The organism is Marinobacterium sedimentorum (assembly GCF_024267675.1).
In the GTDB taxonomy this organism is placed as follows: domain Bacteria; phylum Pseudomonadota; class Gammaproteobacteria; order Pseudomonadales; family Balneatricaceae; genus Marinobacterium_A; species Marinobacterium_A sedimentorum.
This window is the reverse complement of the sequence record NZ_JALDYX010000172.1, coordinates 1-226: the sequence shown is the minus strand read 5'-3', so window position 1 is coordinate 226 and position 226 is coordinate 1. Positions and strand designations below refer to the sequence as shown.

The 226-nt window shown below is 38.5% G+C and carries 1 protein-coding gene; it reads left to right on the top strand.

Features of this window, described 5'->3' with window-relative positions:
- On the top strand, window positions 1-212 hold a 212-nt coding region (locus MRS74_RS23740; RefSeq protein ID WP_254582743.1), incomplete at its 5' end, for a hypothetical protein.
- Between the last annotated feature and the right edge of the window lie 14 nt (window positions 213-226).

Here is a 226-nt window from a genome sequence, read left to right as displayed (position 1 = left end):
AAGCGATTGGTATTTTTAGACTTACAGAGAGAATCGGTAATGTAACAGGTCCTATTTTAACCGGAGCATTGCTTGGCATTTATGGGTTTATTAACACCGTAATGATTCTGGGCGGACTGCTATTTATCAGCACCATAAGCCTTGTATTGGTGTATTACTTTTGGCAAAAGAAAGAAAAAATATTTAGTGACGTTGAAGGGGCTTCCGCATGACTAGATCACTTCAA